The following is a 13,847-nucleotide window of genomic DNA, read 5'->3' as shown; positions in this document are numbered from 1 at the left end:
ATGACATTTGCATCTCGTTTCCAAGACAAAAATATCATCGTTACCGGCGGTGCGTCCGGTATCGGACGTGCCACGGTCATTCGTTTGGTGTCGGAAGGGGGCACCGTGCTTGCGGTTGATCGAAATGCCGACGGCCTGCGCGAAACACTGGAGTTGGCCAACTCGGTGGCTGACTATGGTGGTGGTGCACGCTCGGTACTGGCCTCGATCACGGATGAGATTGAGGTTCGCCATGTAGTGCAGGATTTCGTCCGGGAGCAGGGTGGGTTGGATGTGTTGGTCAACATGGCAGGAATCCTGCGCTCGACCCACACCACAGAAACCAGCTTCGAAGACTTCATGCTCATCCTCCAGATCAACCTGGGGGGGACTTTCCTGTTTTGCCGCGAGGCATTGCCCTTCCTGCTGGAAAGCCAGGGCAACATCGTCAACGCGGCCTCGACGTCGGCGTTCTTTGGACATGCCTATATGGCGGCCTATTCGGCCAGCAAAGGCGGGGTCGCCGCCCTGACCCAGGCACTTTCCCGGGAGTACTTGAATCGCGGGGTGAGGGTCAACGCAGTAGCCCCTGGCGGGATCGGCACGCCGATGGTTGTCGCCCAGGCGCAGGCATTTCCTGAAGGTACTGACTTTAGTTTGTACGCGCATCTAACCCGCCCCGACAGGCAGCTGGGTGAGCCTCAGGACGTTGCGGCAGCGATTGCGATGTTGGCTTGCGAAGATGGTGCCTTCATCAATGGCGCGATTTTGCGGATCGACGGTGGCACTCACGGTTGAGGACATAGTAATGCTCGTCAGCACCACACACACCTCACCATTCTCGCCCCTCAGACTTGGGCCGGTTACCCTGCGCAATCGCTTCATCAAGGCAGGGGCCAACGAGGGGATGACACCCGACGGCATGCCGACCAAGGCCTTGGTCAAACACCACCGTGATGTCGCGGCAGGAGGCGTGGCCATGACGACAGTCGCCTATGGTGCGGTTTCTCCGCAGGGGCGCACGTTCCTGCATCAGTTCTATCTGTCTCGGGAGGTTGTGCGCCATCTGCGGGTACTGACGGACGCCGTGCATGCCGAGGGCGCTGCGGCTTGTCTACAGATCACTCATGGCGGCTCCTTTACTGCGTTACGTCCGTCGAGCGGTCGTCCCCAGTCGGCGTCCTCCGGCTTCAATGCTTTCGGGTTCCTGCATGGCATCCTGCTGCAACAGGCCATGAGCGAAACGGATATGTACCGCGTCGCTGGTGAGTTCGCCCAGGCTGCCGTGTTGGCGCGGGAGGCGGGGTTCGATGCGGTCGAAATCCATATGGGGCATGGTTACCTGCTCAATCAGTTTCTGTCGCCCCTGACTAATCGCCGTGTTGACTCATACGGCGGTAGCACTGAGGGGCGCAGCCGTTTTCCGGCCATGGTCTTGCGTCGGGTCAAGGAAGCCGTTGGGGCTCATCTCGCAGTGGGCTGCAAGCTTAATCAAACGGACGCTGCACGCGGTGGAATTGATGCCAAGCAGGCCTCGGTTACCGCGAAGATTTTGCAGGATAACGGCGCCGATATCCTGACTTTGAGCGGTGGGCACAACATCTTCAGTCCCTGGGCCTTGTTTGGTAGCCCTATGCCGCTGGCTGACATGCGAGCCCAGGCCAGGGGCCTGGGCCGTATCGGAGTCTGGGCCTTGACTATGCAACAGCCCAAGGCTCTGGCGTTTCGCGAGCTGTACTTCCTCGAGCACGCCCGCCAGGTGCGACGAGCGGTGTCGATGCCCTTGGCGTTGGTTGGGGGCGTGAAGTCGCTTGCCGCGGCGCAGCGGGTCATTGATGAGGGATTCGAGGGGGTCGCCCTGGCGCGGGCCCTGATCCACAATCCGGCGTTCGTCAACGACTTGCAAGATGCCAGGGTCATCAGTTCCGGATGCACCAGTTGCAATCGCTGTGTCATGGGCATCTACGACCCGTCAGGTGTGCGGTGTGTACTCAATGACGACAACGATCCTGGGCTTAGCAAACGCCTTGCGGCGGATTGACCAGTAACATCGAAGGGCGTAATTAAACACATGCGGATAACCACAATAATAAGAGGTGATTGTTATGCATGCCGTGAAAAGGTCGAGTGTCGGACCTGCCGTGCTACCACGTTTTCCGTCTGTACTGAACATCCCACCCGCCACCGTTTCAAGGCCCGGATTACCGGAACTGTTCGCTCGAGAGAAGACTCGGGAGGCTGCCTTGGGACATGTTGATCAAAACCGCATGACATTGGCTATCTATCAAGGCTTGCTTGGCAAGGAGCCCTGGCGAGATACCACCTGCCATCTTGCTGCCTACATGTCTGCTTCGGCGATTATTGTCATCAGGCCCTCTACCAGTACTGATCTTGGATTTCTGGTCTGCCACCCGCAGAACCCCGAAATCGAGCACGCTTACCGCGTTCATTACTGGACGCTGGATCCGTTCCTTGATCTTCCCATTGATCAGGTATTGACCATCGATGAGTACCTGGGGGAAGAGAGGTGGCTTAACTCTGAATTCTATAAAACGTTCATCGGACAGGGTGGGGTTCGCCATGGGCTAGGTGTCAACATCGTCTCAAAAAATGGCACCGTCTGTCGTTTACGGCTTTATCGCCTGCCCGACCAACCCGCGTTCACTGCACAAGACAAGACCCGCCTGGGTGATTTGGTCGCGCACTTCGGACAGGCCCTGAGTCTGGCGGCGCACCTTGAGCGGCATGAGACTCAAAGCGAGCTTTATGAGGGGGCCCTGGACCGACTGCACATTGGTGCGATCGTTCTGGATGAGAACCAGCATTTGCTGCGTTGTAATCAGGTCGCCAAGTCCATGCTCAGCGAGGGTGATGGAATCAAAAGTGTCGCCAATGGTGTGGAGGCGCACTACAAGTATGAACGCAGCATGCTACGAGAGCTTATTACTACAGCGGGTCCTGCTGCTCAGGTAATGTCTATTTCGCGACCCTCGGGCAAGCGTAAATTGGGGGTAGTGATCAGAAGCATCCCCTTGCGTGAGGAGTCCGAAGGCAAAGGGCGGCCGGCATGGGTGATGTTTATCTGCGATCCGGATGTTCAGACCACCGCGCCACGGGAAATATTACGTCAAGTGTTCGACTTCACGCCTGCCGAAGCGACCTTGGCCATGGAGTTGGCCAATGGGTTGTCTCTTGATGAAGCGGCCGAGTTGCTGGGGATCCGGCGCAATACCGCCCGTACCCACTTGCGCGCCATCTTTGCCAAGGCCGGTGTCAGTCGTCAGGCTGAGCTGGTCAGAATCGTGCTCAACGGCGTGGTTGGACTTTCCAGCTTGAGTCCCGCCGATTAGTTCATAGGGGACGCGGGCATAAAAACGGAAGAGGCCGCTCTTCCGTTTTTTTATGCCTGGATGCAGGGGAGGGGGCTGTTTCAATCAGGGCGCCTAGTCCAAGCGGACCATGCGGCGTGCAGGGAGCCGCGTCATATTCAGGGCATAACAACACGTGGAGAACGGTTATGCCCTCGCAGCCCGCAATTTTTCCTTCACCGATTCCGGTGGGTCATTTTCTCGAGGTGCGTGATGCCTACAGTGTGCACTACCACGAAGTAGGCCACGCCAGCGCGGATCGTCCCACCCTGGTCTTCCTGCATGGCAGTGGTCCTGGTGCAAGTGGATACAGCAACTTTCACCTGAACTTTCCTTTCTTCGCGGCACAGGGCTTCCATGTTCTGGTCCCGGATTACCTAGGGTATGGCCTGTCGGATAAACCAGACGACATCGAGTACACCTCGACCCTGCACGTCGAGGTCCTGCGCGAGTTACTGAGCAAACGCAACGTCAGCCGAGCCGTCCTGGTTGGCAACTCCCTGGGCGGAGCCATTGCCTTCCAGTATGGGCTCACCTACCCCGAGCAGGTCAGCAAGTTGGTGGTCATGGGCCCGGGTGGCGTGGAGGCACCTGCGGTGTGGGCGGGACGGATGAGCGGCTTGCGTTGTATGAGCGCATTCATCCAGGAGCATAAGACTGACCGCGCGTCCTTCAGAACCTTGCTCGAACATATTGTCGCTTCGCCGCAAACCATCACCGACGCGGTGATCGACTCCCGTCTTCCAGTATGGATCGAACAGCCCCTGGCGGTTTTCAGCAGCATGAAAGTCGAGGTTTTCGCCGACCGTCTGGCACAACTGCAGATGCCGGTCCTGTGCCTTTGGGGGCAGCAGGACAACTTCCTCCCGGTGGGCCATGCCTTGATCGTGGCTGGACTGATCAAGGATGTCCGGGTGGTGATCTCGAGCCGGTCCGGGCACTGGTTCATGCTTGAAGAGCCTGACTACTTCAACCACGAAGTCATGACGTTTCTGAATTGAGCTGAGTGCGTTCGCCGGTTGCTCGGGGAGCGCAAGGTCCATGGTCATCGCAAGAGTCAAGGTCATGTCAATATCTCTTTATCACCGGCTCCGAGTCGCAGATGTCATCGAGGAAACACACGACAGCAAGTCGATTGTGTTTGCCGACCCTGTGGAGCGAAGTATGTTCGCCTATAAGCCAGGTCAGTTCCTGACCCTGCGTATTCCGGCTCGAGGCCAAACGGTGGCGCGTTGTTATTCTCTGGCCAGTTCCCCCGGTGCCGACAGCGCACTGAAAGTCACGGTTAAGCGCGTGCAGGACGGGGTCGCTTCCAACTGGGTATGTGATCACCTGCGGGCCGGCGACACCGTCGAGGTACTGCCACCCGCGGGGATTTTTTGTCCATCTTCACTGGATGTGGACTTCTTGTTGTTTGCTGGCGGCAGCGGTATCACGCCGGTGATTTCCATTCTCAAAGCCTGTCTGTTGCAGGGCTCCGGACGGGTGTTGTTGTTCTACGCCAATCGGGATGAGCGTTCGGTGATCTTCCGTGACGAGCTCCAGCATCTGGCCCGGGACTACCCGCAGCGACTGACGGTCGTGCATTGGCTGGAGTCGGTGCAGGGACGGCCGACGCTTGAGCAATTGGCAAGTGTTGCTCAGGCACATGTCGAATCACATGCTTTTGTCTGTGGCCCGGGTCCGTTCATGGATGCGGTGGAGCGTGCGCTTCTGGACCTCAAGGTGGATCGGGCACGGATTCATGTGGAGCGCTTTGTCTCGTTGAACAGTGATCCGGGGATCCTGGCGAATATGCCTGCAGACACCTCTCAGGACGGCCGAAGAACCGAACTCAATGCACAGCTGGATGGCGTCAACCATACGCTGTCGTGGGCTTCGGGAGTTGACCTGCTCGATACGTTGCTCGGAGCTGGAGTCATGGCGCCTTTCTCATGCCGTGAAGGTCGTTGCAGCGCCTGCGTGTGTCGGGTCAGCGAGGGAGAGGTGAGCATGCGCCATAACGAGGTACTGGGGCGTGACGACCTGGTTGAGGGCTGGGTCCTGGCCTGCCAGGCGCGCCCGCTCAGTGCAAAGGTCTCAATCAGTTTCGATGGCTGAGGGCACTGTTGTCGACTGTGTTTAAAACAAGAAATTGCATGAGGAGCGAGTGATGAGCATCAATCAATTGGCGTATGTGGTGGTTGAGTCCACGGATATCGAGAAGTGGCGATTTTTTGCTACACAGATCATCGGCCTGGCGGAGTTACCTGCGCAGGATGGGGCGATTTACCTGAAAGCGGATAGTCGCCACTACAGGATTCTGGTCGTGCCTGGTGCGCGCGACGGGTTGTATGCCTCGGGATGGGAAGTTGTTTCGCAAGAGCATTTTCTTGCTGTAAGACAGATCGTTTCCGGCGCGGGTGTCGAGATCATCGAGTCATCGGCGTTGGACCGACAGTTGCGGCAGGTGACAGGGTTGTTTTCTTTCGTGGACCCATCAGGTAACCGGCAGGAAGTGACGTGGGGCCCCATTTCCGACTTCGCTCCGTTTGTCTCGCCCATCGGGGTGGCGCGTTTTGTCACGGGCAATATGGGGATGGGACACGTGGTTTTGCCTTCGATGAATTTCGATGCCTCATTCCGTTTCTGGCGTGATGTGTGTGGCTTCGGGCTTTCCGACATGCTTCACGCCCAGCTGTCTGCGGAGCATCGTGCGCGCATCTATTTCATGCATTGCAATCCACGCCAGCACAGCCTGGCGCTGGCTGAAATGCCTCAGCCCAGCGGTTGCGTGCACATCATGCTGGAAGTGCCGGGTATCGACGATGTCGGACGCGCACTGGACCGTATCGCCGCTCATAACGTGCCCTTGGCCAGCAGCCTTGGACGCCACGTCAATGACGAAATGGTGTCGTTCTACGTGTGGACTCCCGGCGGTTTCGCCCTTGAGTTCGGCTGTGGCGGCCTGGTCAAGGACTGGGATAACGACCACTCGGTTTTCGAGACAACCCGTGGCAGTCACTGGGGTCATCAATGGGCTGCTCCCCCCGCGCATTGATCCACGCGTGCCTAGTCCTGATGGACGGCGCGCCACCTGCCGTCGTTGGTGATGATACGTGGGTGGGCAGTGATGGGCGAAAAATTGGGTTCACTCTTTCGGAAGACAAAGACCATGCAAACAGTCGAGATGAAACAGCGTGCGATGGATATCCCGAGTCGCGAAGAACTGATAGACCGGGCCAAGGCCATGATCCCGGTGTTGCGCCAACGCGCGGTGTTGGGCGACGAGCGTCGAAGCCTGCCAGAAGAAACCATCGCCGACCTTCAGGCCGCGGGCCTGTTCCGCATCCTGCAACCCAAGCGCTATGGCGGCTACGAGATGAGCCCCAACGTGTTCTACGAGGTGGTGATGGCGCTCGCCGAGGGCGATATGTCGGTCGGTTGGGTGTATTCGGTGGTGGCGGTACATGCCTGGCAGATGGCGCTGTTCGATGATCGCGCGGCCCAGGAGGTATGGGGCCAGGATGACTCCACGTTGGTGTCGTCGTCCTATATGCCCAGCGGGCGTGCCAAGCCTGTGGAGGGCGGCTACTTGTTCAGTGGGCGTTGGGGTTACTCCAGTGGCTGCGACCATTGTGACTGGGTGTTTCTCGGCGGTTTCGTCGAGCAGCCTGAGGGGCAGCCAATCGATGCCCGGACCTGGCTGATCCCGCGCCAGGATTACGAAATCGTTGATACCTGGCATACAGCCGGCCTAAAGGGCACGGGCAGCAAGGACATCGTCATCAAAGATGCGTTCGTACCGGAGCACCGTACGCACAAGATGATCGACGGATTTACCTGTAACAGCCCGGGTAACCAATGGAACACCTCGCCGTTATACCGCATGCCGTTCGGCCAGGTGTTCAGTCGGGCAGTGTCCACGGCGGCCATCGGCGCGTTGCGCGGCATGCTCGATTGCTTCTTGGACACGGCCAAGGTGAGGGTCAACGTAGTCGGCGCCAAGACCAGTGACGATTCGGTCGCTCAACTGGTGGTCGCCGAGGCGGCTAATGCGATCGATGAACTGACACTCATCCTCAAGCGCAATTTCGAGGTCCTGGAAGGCTACGCCGGCCGTGGAGAGACTCCGCCAATAGAGGAGCGAGTCAAGTATCGCTTCCAGGCCAGCTTTCCGCCGGAGCGCATCTCGCATCTGGCCTCTCGTCTGTTCAAGGCGGCGGGTGGGGCGGCGGTCTATACCCACAATCCTTATGGGCGCTTCCTGGCAGATATCAATGTCGGCCGCCAGCATGCCGCCAACCAGTTCCAGATGTTCGGCACGAACTGGGCGAAGGTCCAACTGGGGCAACCTAGCCAGGACTACTTCCTGTAGTGCGATGTCGTGAAGACCGGAGTGTTGACGACATTCACGATCTTTAGCCTGAGAACAATAAAAAGAGTGGAGGTTTATATGAGTGACCTGACCCATAGTTCGGCTGAGAAAGCCCACATCATTGTCAGCGACCAATGTGAGCGATTCGCCCGCGGTTGGCATTGCCTGGGACTGAGCGAGCGTTTCAGGGACGGCAAGCCGCATACCCTTGAAGCGTTCGGTACCCAACTGGTGGTATTCGAGGGTGAGCACAGCAAGAAGCTCAATGTCCTCAATGCCTTTTGCCCGCATCTGGGTGGGAACCTCGGTGAAGGCACGGTCAAGGGGGACAATATTGCTTGTCCTTTCCACGACTGGCGTTGGGCCGGCGATGGTAAGTGCGCGGCCATTCCTTATGCCAAGCGGGTGCCGGCGCGCGCGCGGACGCAGAGCTTCATAACCTGCGAGGAGAACCGGCAACTGTTTGTCTGGCATGACCCAGAGGGTAATCCGCCACCGTCGGATGTGATCATCCCGCGTCTGGAGGGGGCGTTCAGCGCGGAGTGGAGTGACTGGGACTGGTCGATCCACGAGGTCGATACCAACAGTCGCGAGTTGGTCGACAACCTGGTGGACGTCGCTCATTTTTTCTATGTGCACGGTGAAGGTAGGGGGGCTGCGAGTACCTATTTCAAAAATGTCTTTGAGCGGCACTTCGCGACTCAGTATCTGGAGATGGGGCCGCAGCCGGATGTACCCACTTATCAAAAGGATGCCGTGTATACCGGTGACCTGCGTGAGCTGGATGGCTACTCGCGCGGTGAGACGACCTACCACGGCCCGTCTTATCTCGTGTCCCGGTTGATGTCCAACTTCCCGGGGGGGGACCCGGTGGAGTCTTACGAAATTCTTGCCCATTACCCGGTGCACGCGAACAAGTTTGTGCTGCACATGGGGTTTATCACCCTCAGCAATCCAGCGCTTAGTGCCGAGCAAAATGCCGCCCGGGCCTCGTCTGTTGCACAGATGTTGCGTTATGGCACGCTACAGGACGTGCATATCTGGAAAACCAAGGCCCGTATCGACAATCCACTGCTGTGTGACAGCGACGGGCCGCTGTACCAACTGCGTCGTTGGTACCAGCAGTTCTTCGTCGACGTGGCGGACGTCAAAGCAGAAATGGTCAACCGCTTCGAGGCTGAAACCGACACCCGTCATGCACTGCCGATTTGGGATCAGCAAGCGTCGGAGAAGATCGCTGAAGAGGCGCGGCAAGCGGCGCTTAACGCTTCTTGAGGCCATGGGGAATTACGCCGCTGCAAGGCGGCGTAATCGCTTGGGCAGTCCATTCAGTTCCATGGGGTTCGGTATGCAATCTGAGTTTGGTCCAGCGTCAGCGCATTGGTACAGCAGGGTCGAATCGCCTGAGCGGGTAGAGGGGGCTGATGACCTGGAGTGGGATGCCACCACGGATTTTGCGGTTGTCGGTTATGGCGGTGCAGGAGTGAGTGCGGCGCTTCAAGCGGCAGAGCGTGGCTTGAGCGTGCTCGCTGTGGATGCCTTCGCCGGGGGCGGTGCGACGGCAATGAATGGCGGTATTTTCTATGCCGGCGGCGGTACCTCGGTGCAGCGCCAGGCCGGCGTTGAAGACACGGTGGAGGAGATGTTCAAGTATCTTCGACTGGAGACTCAGGACGTTGTCAGTGCGCAGACATTGCAGCGCTACTGCGAGGGAAGTTCGGCCGACCTTGATTGGTTGGTCAGCCATGGCGTACGTTTTGACAGTGCCTACTACCCGAAGAAAACCTTCTACCCGCCAGCGGGTTATTTCCTCTATCACTCTGACAGCGCGTTGGCTGCCGTTTATGCCGCTCAAGCCAAACCGGCGCCACGGGGGCACAAGTACTGGCACGCCCCCTCTAATCAGTCGGTCGGGTTCGGTATTCACCTGACCGAGCCTCTGCAGGCGCGTGCCGCCACTTTGGGGGTCGATTTCTGGCCACGTACTGAGGCCCGTCGATTGATCGTAGCGGCCAGCGGTGAGGTGTTGGGTCTGGCGGTGATTCGTATGTTGCCCGGTTTACCCTCAACCATTGCCTACGCCGAGGCCCAGGAAAAAGCGCGTCGGCTCCTGCAAAAGCTGCCGAGCTCAATGCCGGGCTTCGCGCGACTTGAGCGCAAAGCGCAGCACTATTGGCGCCAGGCCGAAGCGCTGCAGCGCGAACATGGTGTGCTGCGTCGTATTCGTGCTCTGCGCGGTGTCTGCCTGAGTGCCGGAGGGTTTATCTGGAATCGGCAAATGGTCGCAAACTATGCTCCCAAGCACGTCGCAAGCATGGCCATGGGGTCTCCGGGAGGCGATAACGGTAGCGGTATCCGCTTGGGCCAGAGCGTGGGGGGCGCTGCGCAACTGATGGACAGAATGAGCAGTTGGCGATTTATCAATCCACCCTCGCAGTGGCCAAAGGGTATCCTGGTCAACTCGCAGGGGCGCCGTTATGTCAACGAAGAGCTGTATGGGGCGGCCGTCGGCTGGGCGATGAATGAGCATCAGTCCGGAGAGGGCTACATCATTCTCGACCAAGCGCTTTACCGAGGTGCATGGCGTGAGGCTGTGCTCGATAATCTGTTTCCCTTCATGCGCATTCCACTGATGCTTGCACTGTTCTTTCAGTCCCGCAAAGGGCAAACGCTCGAAAAGCTGGCGCGCAAACTCAACATGCCGAGCGAGGCACTGCAGGAGGCGGTCGCGCGTTATAACCGCGGCGCGGATGGCCTTGAACCTGATGAATTCGGCAAGAGCCCTTTGGAGTGCCATGCTCTGCGAAATGGGCCGTTCTATGCGGTGGATGTATCACAGTGCAGCAAGATGTTTCCTTGTCCTGCGATGTCCGTGGGAGGGCTGCGGGTTGCTGAAGATACCGGCCAGGTGCTGCGTGAGGATGGTTCGGTGATCAGTGGGCTGTATGCCGCCGGCAGAACGGCCATTGGTCTACCGTCCAATCTTTATGTGAGCGGGCTCTCCGCTGCGGACTGTGTCTTTTCCGGGCGTCGCGCGGCCTGGCACGTCAGTCGGTGATACCAAGACGTTGAGGCAGATGGTAGCGGTTTGGAGCGTTTAGTCAGAAATGGGCTTGTCAGTGGGGTTTGTAATTATTTCTTTAAAGATTGGGCTCATTGGAAACTTTAGATTCAACCCCTTTGGCGGGATTGGTTGATTGAACCACTTATCGTAGAGCGATTTGATTTCGCCCGATGAAAAGATTGCTTTGATAGTGTCATCCACCACTTTCTTGAATGCAGGCTCGCCTTTGCGCATCATACAGCCGTAGATCTCATTGGATTGCGGGGTACCGGTCATGGTCCAATCGTCTGGTTTTTCTGCCTTCGCCATCTCTCCCGCAAGCTGGGCATCGTCTAGCATGAAAGCCACGGCGCGTCCACTCTCAAGTATCTGATAGGATTCACCAATATCTTTGCCTGAAATGACATTCATGCCCATTTGCTGCTTGGCATTCATGGCTTTTAGCAACCGTTCTGAAGTGCTACCTGCCGTGGTCACTACATTTTCGATTTTCAGATCTGCGAAGTCTTTATAGGGCGAGTACTTCTTGGTTAAAAGGCGTGTGCTGATTGCGAAGATGCCAACCGAGAAGTCAAGAAGTTGTCCGCGCTCGGCATTATTCGTGGTTGAACCGCACTCTAAGTCCACGCTGCCGTTCTGTATGAGTGGAATACGGGTTTGGGAGGTGATTTGATTGTATTTTATGTTAAGGGTGGGTAAGTTTAGCTCTTTTCTGAGTGCCTCCACGATTTTTAACTGAATGTCCTGAGAGTAACCGATAGGAGTGCCCGAGGCATCAGCGATGTAGGAGAAAGGAATAGATGAGTAGCGGTAACCCAAGATGATGATGCCGGACTCCTTGATTTTTTGAAGGGTACCGGTGAGCTCCGTGGCCATTAGCGTTGGACATATAAGAGTCGCGGCAATCGCACCACTCAGTAGTCTTGGGATAATCCACATCATGAACACCTCAGATTGTTTCGTCAGGTCTTTGTCTGACCCAGGCCTTTGCCCGCTCGGCGTTAGATGACACCGAGCTTCGCGAATGTTGATTTAACGCTGGCAGGCTTTCAATGAGGAGTACTTTGGCGCTTGGGTTTGTTGCTGCTGCGCTAACAGGTATGGCCCGGTTTTTTATCAACACCCCCGCGCGTTGGGAAAATCACTATCTTGGGTGGCTGATAGGACTTGTCGTTCACGTTATTGTGCTTGTAATGGGGTTCTGTTGGACGATTGTTTCAGATGGCCTTCATCCGGTATATTCTGAATAGCAGATGAGTGCTATACGCTGGACCTATAGATTAGACGCTGTCAGTTTTCGTTAGTCATGGTGCCGCCATTGGATCAGCTCGCAAGCGCCAGAATGGCTTGCGCACGACCTATGACCGGCGCATCGACCATTTGCCCATCCAGCACGAAGACGCCTTCACCTGGGCCGGCCGCTTCCATGATGCGTTGCGCCCAGATCAACTCATCAGGTGCGGGTTTTAGCGCCTGATGAATGATCGTCACTTGTCTTGGATGGATACACAGCGCTCCCCCGAAGCCCATGTCTCGGGCAAATTGGACGGCGCCGTGCAGCCCCGCAGTGTCCTCGATGGACGGAAATACGCCGTCCAGTGCCGGTGCGAGTCCGGCAACCCGAGTGCTGAGCAGCACGGCATAGCGGGCATGGCTGAGAAACTCTTCGGCGGCAGGGCTGCCGGTGCTCAGGTTCAGGTCCAGGCCCAGGTCGAGGCTGCCGAATGACAGGCGCTCAATACCCTGGGTTCCGGCGATCTCCTGGAGTGCAGCCAAACCCTTGGCACTCTCGATAATGGGCCAGATCGGCTTCCCGGTTCTCCCGGCAGTCAGCACTTGTGTCGCATTTTCGGCTTTGGGCAGCAAGATTCCGATTACGCCGGCATGGCGTCGGCACAGGTCCAGATCCGCAGCGTGTGCCCAGTGCCCCGGGGCATTCACACGAACCAGAATCCGTACTTCAGGGGTGTCGCTCAGAAATCGTTCGAGGTTGTCTCTGGCCTGTTCCTTGAGGGTTTCCTGCACGGCATCCTCCAGATCGACAATGACCCGGTCCGCGCCGCTGGCGATGGCTTTGGGGATGCGTTCTGGGCGTGTGGCCGGCACAAACAGGGCGGAGCGGACAATCGACGTACTCATGTTGCTTCTCCCTCGCTGAACTCGATTTCTCCGATCTGTGCGGTGCCGCCCTGATTGCCTGCCCAGACTTGCGCCTTGCCGCTGTCGATCAGACGACCACCTACCTCGAAAGGTTGTGGTGAAATCAATGGTCGGACGCCACGGAAGGTGAAGCGCTTCAAGCGCGCGGTCGGGTGCGCTCGGGTAAAGGCGCGCAAGTTCAGGGTAGCGATCAACGGACCGTGCACCACCAGGCCCGGATAACCTTCAGTCTCTGTGACGTAAGGCCAGTCATAGTGAATGCGGTGGCCATTGAAGGTGACCGCGGAGTAGCGGAACAGCAAGGTCGGGGAGGGCTCGACCGGTTCCTGCCATTGCCCTTCGGGCAGCGCTTCGGTGCCGCTGAGCTTGGGCGGCGAGGGTTCCCGGTAGACGATGTCCTGTTCATCCTGCAGGGCGCGCTGGCCGTTCTGGAAATACTCATGGCGTACGGTGACAAACAGCAAGGAACCGGTACGCCCGTGTTTTTCTTCAACATGGGTGATGGTCGAGATGCAAGACACCTTGGCCTCTACCAGTAATGGCTGGGAAAACTCCAGTCGGCTACCCGCCCACATGCGATTACGGTTATGGGCCGGCGGCAAGAAACCACCGAGCGCCGGATGGCCGTCAGGGCCCAGTTCGCCGGCGACAACCGGTTCCTGGAAGAACGCCCAGTGCCACAAGGGCGGCAGCGGTTCGCCTGGTAGGGGAACCTCTTCGCCCAAGGTCGCGGCTATTCGTTTGACCAAGTTGAAGCTGATCTGATCCTGACTTTCCTGACGACGGCCGATCCAGGCCGAAAAATCGATATTGTTCATACACATTGCTCCTGTCGGTCGTTGATCAGGCCAGGGCGGCCATTTCGGGGATAGCTTCGAACAAGTCCGCCACCAGGCCGTAATCGGCGACCTGGAAGATT

General features: G+C 57.8%; 12 protein-coding genes. 9 read left to right on the top strand and 3 right to left on the bottom strand.

The features are described 5' to 3' along the window. The 9 genes from M5B96_RS18260 (at position 1) to M5B96_RS18220 (ending at position 10,762) form a co-directional block, all read left to right on the top strand. A complete protein-coding gene (locus tag M5B96_RS18260; protein WP_248798126.1) occupies positions 1-777 on the top strand; it encodes an SDR family NAD(P)-dependent oxidoreductase in 777 nt (258 codons plus the stop codon). Positions 778-787: 10 nt separating this feature from the next. Further along, entirely contained in the window at positions 788-2,020 is a 1,233-nt protein-coding gene (locus M5B96_RS18255; RefSeq protein ID WP_248798125.1) for an NADH:flavin oxidoreductase, read from the top strand. Positions 2,021-2,222: 202 nt separating this feature from the next. Further along, positions 2,223-3,329: a helix-turn-helix transcriptional regulator gene (locus tag M5B96_RS18250; protein ID WP_248798124.1), complete on the top strand. Its 1,107-nt coding sequence runs from the start codon at positions 2,223-2,225 to the stop codon at positions 3,327-3,329. 167 nt (positions 3,330-3,496) lie between these two features. After that, on the top strand, positions 3,497-4,348 hold the full coding sequence (locus tag M5B96_RS18245; protein ID WP_248798123.1) for an alpha/beta fold hydrolase: 852 nt from the start codon (positions 3,497-3,499) through the stop codon (positions 4,346-4,348). Between the two features lie 64 nt (positions 4,349-4,412). Then, positions 4,413-5,447, top strand: coding sequence for a ferredoxin--NADP reductase (locus M5B96_RS18240; RefSeq protein WP_248798345.1), 1,035 nt, complete (start codon positions 4,413-4,415; stop codon positions 5,445-5,447). Positions 5,448-5,499: 52 nt separating this feature from the next. Then, on the top strand, positions 5,500-6,387 hold the full coding sequence (locus M5B96_RS18235; RefSeq protein ID WP_248798122.1) for a VOC family protein: 888 nt from the start codon (positions 5,500-5,502) through the stop codon (positions 6,385-6,387). Between the two features lie 114 nt (positions 6,388-6,501). After that, the gene (locus M5B96_RS18230) at positions 6,502-7,704 is read left to right on the top strand and encodes a flavin-dependent monooxygenase (protein WP_248798121.1); all 1,203 of its coding nucleotides are present in this window, start codon (positions 6,502-6,504) and stop codon (positions 7,702-7,704) included. 78 nt (positions 7,705-7,782) lie between these two features. Beyond that, positions 7,783-8,979 carry a Rieske 2Fe-2S domain-containing protein gene (locus M5B96_RS18225; protein ID WP_248798120.1) on the top strand — a complete coding sequence of 399 codons (1,197 nt, stop codon included), beginning with the start codon at positions 7,783-7,785 and terminating at the stop codon, positions 8,977-8,979. A gap of 73 nt (positions 8,980-9,052) precedes the next feature. After that, a complete protein-coding gene (locus M5B96_RS18220) occupies positions 9,053-10,762 on the top strand; it encodes an FAD-binding protein (RefSeq protein ID WP_248798119.1) in 1,710 nt (569 codons plus the stop codon). A 39-nt stretch (positions 10,763-10,801) separates the two neighbouring features. Here the strand turns inward: M5B96_RS18220 and M5B96_RS18215 are convergent, their stop codons facing one another. The 3 genes from M5B96_RS18215 to M5B96_RS18205 all read right to left on the bottom strand — a co-directional run bounded on the left by M5B96_RS18215 (position 10,802) and on the right by M5B96_RS18205 (position 13,746). Then, entirely contained in the window at positions 10,802-11,707 is a 906-nt protein-coding gene (locus M5B96_RS18215) for a transporter substrate-binding domain-containing protein (protein ID WP_248798344.1), read from the bottom strand. A gap of 384 nt (positions 11,708-12,091) precedes the next feature. Next, entirely contained in the window at positions 12,092-12,907 is an 816-nt protein-coding gene (locus M5B96_RS18210) for an HpcH/HpaI aldolase/citrate lyase family protein (protein WP_248798118.1), read from the bottom strand. Further along, positions 12,904-13,746, bottom strand: a complete 843-nt coding sequence (locus tag M5B96_RS18205) for a MaoC family dehydratase N-terminal domain-containing protein (RefSeq protein ID WP_248798117.1) — start codon at positions 13,744-13,746, stop codon at positions 12,904-12,906. The genes M5B96_RS18210 and M5B96_RS18205 overlap by 4 nt, the downstream gene beginning before the upstream one ends. Positions 13,747-13,847: the final 101 nt, after the last annotated feature.

The organism is Pseudomonas sp. MWU13-2105 (assembly GCF_023242315.1).
Lineage (GTDB): Bacteria > Pseudomonadota > Gammaproteobacteria > Pseudomonadales > Pseudomonadaceae > Aquipseudomonas.
The sequence above is the reverse complement of the archived record's forward strand: the minus strand, read 5'-3'. Positions and strand labels throughout refer to the sequence as shown.

Excerpts from the sequence above, each read along its gene's own strand:
- M5B96_RS18225 (WP_248798120.1), top strand. The coding sequence starts at position 7,783 with ATGAGTGACCTGACCCATAGTTCGGCTGAGAAAGCCCACATCATTGTC.
- M5B96_RS18255 (WP_248798125.1), top strand. The coding sequence starts at position 788 with ATGCTCGTCAGCACCACACACACCTCACCATTCTCGCCCCTCAGACTT.
- M5B96_RS18205 (WP_248798117.1), bottom strand. The coding sequence starts at position 13,746 with ATGAACAATATCGATTTTTCGGCCTGGATCGGCCGTCGTCAGGAAAGT.
- M5B96_RS18260 (WP_248798126.1), top strand. The coding sequence starts at position 1 with ATGACATTTGCATCTCGTTTCCAAGACAAAAATATCATCGTTACCGGC.
- M5B96_RS18215 (WP_248798344.1), bottom strand. The coding sequence starts at position 11,707 with ATGTGGATTATCCCAAGACTACTGAGTGGTGCGATTGCCGCGACTCTT.
- M5B96_RS18245 (WP_248798123.1), top strand. The coding sequence starts at position 3,497 with ATGCCCTCGCAGCCCGCAATTTTTCCTTCACCGATTCCGGTGGGTCAT.
- M5B96_RS18235 (WP_248798122.1), top strand. The coding sequence starts at position 5,500 with ATGAGCATCAATCAATTGGCGTATGTGGTGGTTGAGTCCACGGATATC.
- M5B96_RS18240 (WP_248798345.1), top strand. The coding sequence starts at position 4,413 with ATGTCAATATCTCTTTATCACCGGCTCCGAGTCGCAGATGTCATCGAG.
- M5B96_RS18220 (WP_248798119.1), top strand. The coding sequence starts at position 9,053 with ATGCAATCTGAGTTTGGTCCAGCGTCAGCGCATTGGTACAGCAGGGTC.
- M5B96_RS18210 (WP_248798118.1), bottom strand. The coding sequence starts at position 12,907 with ATGAGTACGTCGATTGTCCGCTCCGCCCTGTTTGTGCCGGCCACACGC.
- M5B96_RS18230 (WP_248798121.1), top strand. The coding sequence starts at position 6,502 with ATGCAAACAGTCGAGATGAAACAGCGTGCGATGGATATCCCGAGTCGC.